An 8548-nucleotide genomic window follows, 5' to 3' on the forward strand; every position below is an offset into this window, starting at 1 on the left:
CGCCGTCGGCCCACGGGGGCCCCGCCCCCCCCCCCGGAGCCCGACGGCGTCGCGTACGTCTCTCTCGCGGCCCCTCGCGGGGGCAGGTCAGCCGGCGTTGCCGCCCGTGCCGACGGGGACGCCCGGCGCCACGGCGGTGCCGGGGCCCTCCCACTCGTCCGGCGCCTCGACGCGCAGGTGCCGCGCGTTGCCCGGCGCCACGAGCAGCGGCAGCAGCAGGGTCCACAGGGCGGACACCCTGCGCCTGAGTTCGGCGTACACCATGCCGGTGCCCGACATGACCTCGATCCCGCAGGCCGCCGCGGCGACCAGGGATTCCGCGCTCTCCCAGCCCAGGTCCGGCCGGAGCTCCCCGGCGTCGCGGGCCTGCCGCAGCAGGGTGCACACCATCGCGATCCAGGCCCGGTGGAAGTCCGCCAGGTGCGGCTGCCGGCCGGTGCACTCCTTGGTGATGCGGAAGCTGGCGGAGATCGCCGGCTCCTCGTGGAGGGTGCGGGCCAGCCAGTGGGTCGTGTCGATGAGTGCCTGGAGGGGGCTGCTGCCGGCCTCGCGCAGGGAGCGGACCGAGTCGTTGAGCATGGTGCGGCCGTGCTGCTGCACGGCTTCGGCCAGTTCGTCCTTCGAGGCGAAGTGGAAGTAGAGAGCGCCCTTGGTCACGCCGGCGGCCAGGGCGATCTCGCCGAGGGTCGCGTTGGCGTAGCCGTTGCGGCGGAACATCTCCGCTCCGGCGTTGACGAGCCTGCGGCGGGTCCGTTCCGACCTTTCCTGCACCGCGTTGCCTCCTCGGACCGGGGTCCGGCCCGAGGCGCGGCCGGACGTGCGGTTGCTCATGCGGTTGGTCGTCATGCTCCGGCTCTGGTTCGTGCGGTTCCGCGTCGAACCGCTCTGGGCGGCCGCTCCCGGGGGGCGCGGCTCAGGGCAGGTCCCGGGTGGTGCCCGGGGTGATGGGTGCGGTGGCGGGCGTCAGCCCACGCGGGCGAGGCGCTCGCCGCCGCGGGTCTCCGCCGGTTCGCCGGGGATTTCGGGACCGGCCATCAGGATGGAGCGCTGCAGGCGCCGCAGGGCTGCCGAGGGCTCCAGGCCCAGTTCCCGGACGAGCGTGCCGCGCAGCCGCTGGTACGCGTCGAGGGCCTCGCCGCGGCGGCCGGAGCGGTGCAGGGCCAGCATGAACTGGCCGTGCAGGCTCTCGTGGGTGAGGTACCGGCTCGCCAGCACGGTGAGCTCCGCGAGGAGTTCGCGGTGGCGGCCCAGCCGCAGGTCGGCCTCGATGCGCTGGTCGAGGGCGCAGAGCCGGATCTCCTCCAGGCGCCGGGTCTCCATGTCGAGCTGGATGCCGCCCTGTACGTCGGCGAACGCGGGCCCGGACCACAGCGACAGCGCCTCGCGCAGCAGGCGGGCCGCGCCGGGGAAGTCCCCGGCGTCCATGGCCCGGTAGCCCATGCCCGCGAGCCGGTCGAACTCGCGGACGTCGCTGGTGCCGCCGCCGCTGTTGAGCAGGTAGCCGCCCGGGAGGGTGACCAGTACGTCCTTGGCCGTGCGGCGCCGCGCCGGGACCGTGCCGGGGCCTGCCGGAGCATCCTCGGCGTCCGCACCGGCCCCGGGGTCGCCGTGCTCCAGGGCGGTGGAGATGAGGGAGCGCAGCTGGAGGACGTACGTCTGCAGGGTGGTACGGGCGCTGCGCGGCGGCTCGCCCGCCCACAGCTCCTCGATCAGCGCGGAGACCGGGACCACCTGGTCCGCGTGGAGCGCCAGGAGCGCCAGAACCTGTCTGGGCTTGGGGGCGGTCGGCGTGATGGAGATTCCGTTCTCCCGCACCGACAGTGCGCCCAGTACTGCGATGTCCACGCCGTACTCCCCTTGTCCGTGGATGTGACCAGCACTGAAAGCGAGTAAAAAACAGGCCCAGCGGTTTGTCAATACCAAACCGGCTTCGCCGTTTGTGGTGGAGAGGAGGGGTTAGCCTGCGTCAGAAACCGCTCTGACCTGCACTCTTGATCTACCGTCACACTGTCGGGCCACGCAAAACGGCCCCTCGGCGGGAGTGCCGAGGGGCCGTGAAACCAACTTTTTCAAGATCGAACAAGACCGTTTGGTCTGTACGGGTCGGGGTCGGTCAGGAGAGCGCGGGCTCCGCCCTCAGCTGTTCCGCCTCGGCCACCACACGGGCCCCGCGGTCGGGGGCGATGTCCAGTCGGGCGAGGACGGCGGGGGTGGCGATGCTGGGGACGATGTGCTGGTAGACGCCCGCGACCCGGAATTCGATGTCCTCCCGGTCGGTCAGGGTCTGTGAGTAGACCTGGGCGCCCGTCCAGCAGGCGGAGATGATCCAGGCCGTCTCCGCCGGGTCGACGTGGGGCAGCAGTTCGCCCTGCTCCTTGGCCTGTACGAGGAGTTGCTCGGTGAACTCGATCCAGCCCGGGACCGATCCCCCGCCGAATATCTCGCGCATGTCGGGTCCCAGGGAGAGCCGGGCGCCCGCGCTCAGCATCGGTTCGCGCTTCATCCGGTACGCCAGCACCAGGGCCACGTCGACGAGTTCCTGCAGCTTGCTGGCTCTCGGCGGCACGCCGGCCTCGTTGAACTGCTCGTCCAGGACGCCCTGCGCCAGTTCCTGCTTGGAGGAGAAGTGGAAGTACAGGGCGCCCTTGGTGACGCCCGCCCGCGACAGGATGTCCGAGATCGTGGCCGCTTCGTAGCCGCGCTCGTCGAACACCGCCGCCGCCGCTTCCAAGATCGCGCGACGCGTACGTACCGCACGCTCCTGACGTGCCACGGTGCCTCCGATGGTCCAAGGGCCGGTGTGGGCCGATCTGGGCGCAGACCGGTGTCCCCCTATAAAACCAACCAGAAGGTCCGTATTTTATCAAGCGTTGGAGATCACACCTCGATCTCAACATCGTTCCGCGAAGCGTCACCCAGCGTTACCGGCAGCTCCAGCAGGCCGTTGGAGATGAAGGATTCGACCTTCGCCGGCCGCCGCCCGGGGGCGGCCAGCGCCAGATCCGGGAAGCGGCCGAACAGCGCTGCCAGGCTGACCGAGGCCTCCAGCCGGGCGAGCGTCGCGCCGAGGCAGTAGTGCGTCCCGAAGCCGAGCGAGAGGTGGTCGCCCCGGGTGGGCCGGGTGATGTCGAAGACGGCGGCGTCCTCGCCGTGCACCTCCGGGTCGCGGCCGGCCGACGCGAACGACACCACGATCGCGTCTCCCTTGGGGATGACCGCGTTTCCCGCGTCGATGTCCTCGACCGCGAAGCGCAGGAACCCGTACGCCGCGGGGGGTTCGAAGCGCAGGGTCTCCTCGACCACGTCCTCCCAGGATGCCGCGCCCGAGCGGACCAGGCCGAGCTGGGCGCGGTGGGTCAGCAGCTGGTGGACGGCGCTGGAGATCAGGTTGACCGAGGTCTCGTACCCCGCGGTGAAGAGCAGGATCAGGTTGTCGACCAGCTCCTTCTCCGACAGGCGCGCGCCGCTCTCGTCGTCCCGGGCCGCGATCATCCCGGTCGTCAGGTCGTCGGCCGGGTTGGCCCGCTTGTGGGCGACCAGGGCGGCCATCGTCTCGTAGAGGTCGATCGCGTTCTGCTGGGCGTCCTCGACGGAGATGCCGGTGTCGAAGAACCCCTTGATGATCTTGTGGAGCATCGCCCACGAGCTTTCCGGGATCCCGAACAGCTCGAACATCACTCGAGTCGGCACCTGGTGCGCGAACGCCGCCCGCAGGTCGACCGGGTCCGTGGGGGAGAGCGCGGCGAGTTCGTCGAGCACGTCGGCGGCGACCTGCTCGATGCGCGGTCGCAGGGCGGCGACCCGGCGCGCGGTGAAGGCGAGGGCGGCCAGCTTGCGCAGCCGCGTGTGCTCGGCCCCGTAGGCCGTGATCATGTTCTGCACCGACACCCAGATGGACAGAGGCCACTCCGGACCGACCTCGCCGCTGATCCACGCGGGCCAGTGCCGGTACGCGTCCTTGGACACCCGCGGGTCGACCAGCAGTCTGCGCAGTGCCGCGTGTCCGGCCACCGCCCAGGCCGGCACCCCACCGGGCAGGACCACCCTCGTGGCGGGACCGAGCTCCCGGAGCAGCGCTGCCTCACCGTGCGGATCCCGGCCTGACGGATCGATGGATATCGGGCACTGACGGATCATCGGTTCTCCAGGGATGTCGGCGGTCGGGAGTCGCCGAACGGCACCGGAGACCCCCCTCGTGCAAACCGCCTGGACGGTTTTGGACAATCCGTCGGCGGGACCAAGTCTGGCATCCCGGCAGGCTCCCCGCCACCAGCTCCCGTCCCAGGTCGCAAGCCCTGTGGGGCAGCCGAAAGGGCAGTGCCGACTGGCGTGTCTCCGCCCCCCGGTGCGGGCGTGTCACGAGAGCGGAATACCGCTTGCCGCTTGAGGCTTGGGCGCATGGGTCCGTCGTGGCCGCAGCCGTCCGAACTCCCCTGTCGGAGGCTGGATTCCGCCCCTCCTCCGGCGATCACGGCGCGTGTTGACGGTGTGATGGTCGAGTGAAAGACGACCCTCGGAGAGCCTTGCAAACAATACCGGAGAGTACGTATCTTGCGTGTTCTGAAGTGGTCACCCCATCCGTCAACCCGGCTCTGTGGAGAGGTCCATGACCCTGCTGACGTTCCAGAAGGACGCCCCCTCAATACCTCACCCGGTATCCAGCGCGTCGTGGACCCGTTGCAATGAATCGCCTCAGCTCACCACCACCGTCCCGCGCGAGTACGTACACCGCTCCTCCCTCGCCGAGGTCTTCCTGACCGGCTACGAGCGCATCGGCGACAACGTCTTCGCGCTGACCGGCCAGTGGCCCCGCGCCCACACGTTCTTCACCAGCGCCGACGGCCGCAGCCACGACCCGGTCCAGGCCGGCGAGACCATCCGGCAGGTGGGGCTGTTCCTGTGCCACGCGGTGTACGGGGTCCCGCTCGGGCACAACGTGCTGCTGTGGAGCCTGGACTTCACCTCGGACCTCGCGCAGCTGCGGATCGGCGCCGGCCCGACCGAGCTCGATCTCGTCGCCACCTGTACGAACTTCCGGTGGCAGGGCAACCGCTTCTCCGGGTTCCTGCACGTCAGCATCCGGCGCAACGGCTGCATGGCGGCCAGCGGCACCGCCCGCTTCACGTGCGTCCCGCCGAGCACGTACCGGCGGCTGCGCGGCGAGCGCGGCCCGGGCGCCGTGGTCACCCCGCTGGAGCGGCAGACGCCCATCCCCCCGGCGGCGGTCGGCCGGCTGCTGCCCTTCGACGTCGTCCTCGCCCCGTCCGACCGGCCCGGCCGCTGGCTGCTCAACCCCGACCTCGACCACCCGATCCTCTTCGAGCACGCCAACGACCACCACCCGGGCATGGTCCTGGTCGAGGCCGCCCGCCAGGCGGCCTGCGGACTGCTGCCCGAAGGCGGCTTCAGACCCTCCGGCATCGCGACCGAGTTCCACAGCTACGCAGAGCTCGACGAGCCGTGCTGGGTCGAGGCGCGTGAGGCCGAAGCGGAACCGCACCCCCTCATGCGCTCCGTGGAGGTGACGGGCCGGCAGGGAGGCAGGGAGGTCTTCTCGGCCACGGTCACCGGCTCGGTGTGGGACGCCTGATCCTGCCACCCGCCCCGCCGCAGTCCCCCTCCCCCCACCGGAGCCGGGGTGCACCAAGGGCATGACTCCGCGCGACCGGCGCCGTAGAGGGTGCACCCCCTCCACGGACTTCCCCCGCCGGCTCCGTCCGAACGGCAAGCGGCCCGGTATCCGCCGGATCCCGGGCCGTCGGCCTGCGGTGCCGACCACGGCGCCGCGGCAAAGACGGCGGCGCACGTCCGCCGCCGAGCGCGTCCGTACGATCCCGGCCGTCTGCGATCCGCGGACCCGCCTCAGGCAGGAGAAGCGGACAGCGAGGGCGAAGGCAGCGACCGCCGGACCGCACCGAGGCCCGCGTACCACGCCGCGGCGGCCGCGAACGCCGTCGTGAATCCCGGTCCCGGCCCCGCCTCCAGCAGCCCCCACAGCCGGCTGCTGTCGTACCAGTGGTCCACGGTCAGCAGCGAGAGCCTGCGCCGCACGGCGGGGTCGTCCGCCGCCCCCAGCAGCTCCAGCGCCTGATCGCCCGTCAGCTCCCCGTCGGGCACCGGCAGCCCGAGCGCGCGCGCCACCGTCTCCACCAGCTCCCTGGCCCGCACCGGCTCCGGATGGCTCGCGTGCAGCACCTGCCCCGCCAGCCGGTCCGTCAGCTCCGGCCGCAGCGCCAGCTCGGCCAGTGCCCCGGCCAGCGCCGGCGCCGAGATCATCGACAGCCGCGCGCTGCCCCCGTCCACCCAGTACGGCAGCCGGCACATCAGCCCCACCAGGGCGGGGATCATCCAGGTGTCCCCCCTGCCGTACACCAGGTGCGGCCGCAGCACCGTCCCGCCGGCCGCCAGTACCAGGCGCTCCCCGGCCAGCCGCGTCACGCTGGTCGCCGAGACCGGCGCCTCGGCCAGCTCCCCTTCGGCCGCGCCCCGGTGCGCGCCGTCCGCATAGACCGCGGCCGTGCCCAGCTGTACGACGCGGCGCACTCCGGCCGCCCGGGCCTCCGCGAGCAGCGCTCGGGTGCCCTCCGTGTTCACCGCCCTGCATCCCGCCTCGTCCCCGCCGATGCGCGCCGCGAGGTGGAGCACCGTGGTGACGCCTTCGCAGACCCCGCGCAGCGAGGCCGGGTCGCTCAGGTCGCCGGTGACCGTCTCGACGTGACCGCTCGTCTCCCGGCACTCGTCCGGCGCCCGTCTTCGGTGGGTGAGCAGCCGCAGGCGGGGTGGGCCGTCCGTGCCGGAGCGCGGTTCCCGTGCGGCCGTGAGGAGCAGGGGGAGGACGTGGGAGCCGACGAAGCCGGTGCCTCCCGTGACGAGGATCCGCTGGGGAGCCAACTCCGGCCTTCCCTACATCTTTTCGGAAATGAGTACGAGATGTGCGGTGCTATGTTCATACACCATGACCGCCGGTGGACAGTTGCTCGAGGGGAAGTCCGTGCTGATCACGGGCGCAAGCGCGGGGATCGGCGCGGCCGCCGCCCGTGTCTTCTGCCGGGAGGGGGCGGCGGTCACCCTGCTCGCCCGCCGTGAGCGTGAACTCGCCGTCCTCACCGAGGAGCTGACCGGCTCCGGTCACCGTGCCCAGTACGTGGCAGGCGACGTGACCCGCGTCGAGGACGTGGCCCGCGCCGTGGACGCGGCCGTCGAGGCGTACGGCGGACTCGACGCCGCCTTCAACAACGCGGGCGTCGGCGCCGAGCCCAGGCCCATGCACCTCCTCGACGAGGACGTGTACGACTCCGTGATGGACACCAACGTCCGGGGCGTGTGGAACTGCATGCGCCAGGAGCTGCGCGTGATGCTCGGCAAGGGCGGCACCATCGTCAACAACAGCAGCACCGGGGGACTGGTGGCCACCCCGGTCACCTCCGCGTACATCGCCTCCAAGCACGCGGTGATCGGGCTGACCAAGGCCGCGGCCGCCGAGTACGCCCCCCACGGGATCCGCGTGAACGCCATCGCCCCCGGTTCCACGCGCAGCGAGATGATCGACGACTGGCTCAAGCAGCATCCCGAGATGGAGCAGGTGCTGCTGGACTCCGCGCCCCTGCCCCGCATCGCGGCGCCGGAGGAGATCGCCGAGGCCGCCGCCTGGCTCTGCAGCGACCGCGCCTCCTTCGTCGTCGGCGCGACCCTCTCGGTGGACGGCGGCTGGACCACCCGCTGACCGCCGGCCCCGCGTAGGGGCCTCACCACCCGGCCGGGGCGCCCTGCGCACACCACTGCCCGCAGTCCGCACGGCGGACGCGACGGCCCTGCCGCCGAGGGCGCAGGGGCGGGTGTGCGGACCACGCGTCGCCGGCCTCTCCGCAACGCCGCCACCTGCAGGGACGGGATGTCCGGCGGGTCCGTTGAGCGTGCGCCGCGGCAAGGCGGTTCCAGCCGGATCTCAAGCAGGGCAAAAGCGGTCCTTTAGCCGGGTGACCGACCGTGTCCTGAGGCTTGAGGAGGGGGAATGGTCGAGTCGGACCCCGAGAAGCCCGCGCTCCGGATCGTGCGCGGGTCGGCCAGCGAAGAAGAGCTGGCCGCGGTCACTGTCGTGCTGTGCTCGGTGCTCGCGCAGGCCGGAGCGGAGGGCGAGGACGAATCGCCCGAGGCCCCGCTGTGGCAGCCCGAGCGGTCCACCGCGGTCTACCGCTCTCCGTACAGCTGGCGTTAGACGCGCCTGGTTCATCTGATGGCTGATTCGTGTGCGCGCCAAAGCCCGTACCAGGTAAACCGTCCAAGCGGTTTGTTATGGTGGGCTTTCGATCGGGCCGCACCTTGAGAGGGAGGGACGTGTCGTGACAGTAGCGATGGACAGTCCTCGGGCCTCTGTGGAGGCGGCGGACGCCCACGGGCGTGTGGCCGAGCTGCACGCGGTCCGTGCACAGGCGGTCGGAGGTCCGAGCGAGCGCGCGACCGAGGCGCAGCACGCCAAGGGCAAGCTGACCGCCCGCGAGCGCATCGAGCTGCTGCTCGACGCCGGTTCCTTCAAGGAGGTCGAGCAGCT

At 71.7% G+C, this 8548-nt stretch carries 9 protein-coding genes; 4 read left to right on the top strand and 5 right to left on the bottom strand.

All coding sequences use genetic code 11. The features are described 5' to 3' along the window. Nucleotides 1-87 precede the first annotated feature (87 nt). The 4 genes from ACIF6F_RS37355 to ACIF6F_RS37370 form a co-directional block, all read right to left on the bottom strand. Nucleotides 88-846 carry a ScbR family autoregulator-binding transcription factor gene (locus ACIF6F_RS37355; protein ID WP_399958276.1) on the bottom strand — a complete coding sequence of 253 codons (759 nt, stop codon included), beginning with the start codon at nt 844-846 and terminating at the stop codon, nt 88-90. Between the two features lie 117 nt (nt 847-963). Next, nucleotides 964-1845 (bottom strand): BTAD domain-containing putative transcriptional regulator, encoded by an 882-nt coding sequence (locus tag ACIF6F_RS37360; RefSeq protein WP_399958279.1) that lies wholly within the window; start codon nt 1843-1845, stop codon nt 964-966. Between the two features lie 268 nt (nt 1846-2113). After that, nucleotides 2114-2773: a ScbR family autoregulator-binding transcription factor gene (locus ACIF6F_RS37365; protein WP_399958282.1), complete on the bottom strand. Its 660-nt coding sequence runs from the start codon at nt 2771-2773 to the stop codon at nt 2114-2116. 104 nt (nt 2774-2877) lie between these two features. Further along, nucleotides 2878-4137: a cytochrome P450 gene (locus tag ACIF6F_RS37370; RefSeq protein ID WP_399958285.1), complete on the bottom strand. Its 1260-nt coding sequence runs from the start codon at nt 4135-4137 to the stop codon at nt 2878-2880. 469 nt (nt 4138-4606) lie between these two features. On the opposite strand from ACIF6F_RS37370, the gene ACIF6F_RS37375 reads away from it, so the two are divergent. Next, nucleotides 4607-5590: a ScbA/BarX family gamma-butyrolactone biosynthesis protein gene (locus ACIF6F_RS37375; RefSeq protein ID WP_399958288.1), complete on the top strand. Its 984-nt coding sequence runs from the start codon at nt 4607-4609 to the stop codon at nt 5588-5590. Nucleotides 5591-5862: 272 nt separating this feature from the next. On the opposite strand, the gene ACIF6F_RS37380 is transcribed toward ACIF6F_RS37375, so the two are convergent. After that, nucleotides 5863-6891, bottom strand: a complete 1029-nt coding sequence (locus ACIF6F_RS37380) for an NAD-dependent epimerase/dehydratase family protein (protein ID WP_399958291.1) — start codon at nt 6889-6891, stop codon at nt 5863-5865. A 64-nt stretch (nt 6892-6955) separates the two neighbouring features. On the opposite strand from ACIF6F_RS37380, the gene ACIF6F_RS37385 reads away from it, so the two are divergent. The 3 genes from ACIF6F_RS37385 to ACIF6F_RS37395 all read left to right on the top strand — a co-directional run. Then, entirely contained in the window at nt 6956-7723 is a 768-nt protein-coding gene (locus tag ACIF6F_RS37385; RefSeq protein WP_399958295.1) for an SDR family NAD(P)-dependent oxidoreductase, read from the top strand. 288 nt (nt 7724-8011) lie between these two features. After that, nucleotides 8012-8215, top strand: a complete 204-nt coding sequence (locus tag ACIF6F_RS37390) for an acyl-CoA carboxylase subunit epsilon (RefSeq protein ID WP_399958299.1) — start codon at nt 8012-8014, stop codon at nt 8213-8215. A gap of 136 nt (nt 8216-8351) precedes the next feature. After that, on the top strand, nt 8352-8548 hold a 197-nt coding region (locus ACIF6F_RS37395), incomplete at its 3' end, for a carboxyl transferase domain-containing protein (RefSeq protein WP_399958311.1).

It is taken from the genome of Streptomyces sp. NPDC086023 (assembly GCF_044540325.1).
Taxonomy (GTDB): Bacteria; Actinomycetota; Actinomycetes; order Streptomycetales; family Streptomycetaceae; genus Streptomyces.

Bases quoted from the DNA above. Each gene is read 5' to 3' on its own strand.
- ACIF6F_RS37355 (WP_399958276.1), bottom strand. From the start codon at position 846: ATGACGACCAACCGCATGAGCAACCGCACGTCCGGCCGCGCCTCGGGC.
- ACIF6F_RS37370 (WP_399958285.1), bottom strand. From the start codon at position 4,137: ATGATCCGTCAGTGCCCGATATCCATCGATCCGTCAGGCCGGGATCCG.
- ACIF6F_RS37375 (WP_399958288.1), top strand. From the start codon at position 4,607: ATGACCCTGCTGACGTTCCAGAAGGACGCCCCCTCAATACCTCACCCG.
- ACIF6F_RS37385 (WP_399958295.1), top strand. From the start codon at position 6,956: ATGACCGCCGGTGGACAGTTGCTCGAGGGGAAGTCCGTGCTGATCACG.
- ACIF6F_RS37390 (WP_399958299.1), top strand. From the start codon at position 8,012: ATGGTCGAGTCGGACCCCGAGAAGCCCGCGCTCCGGATCGTGCGCGGG.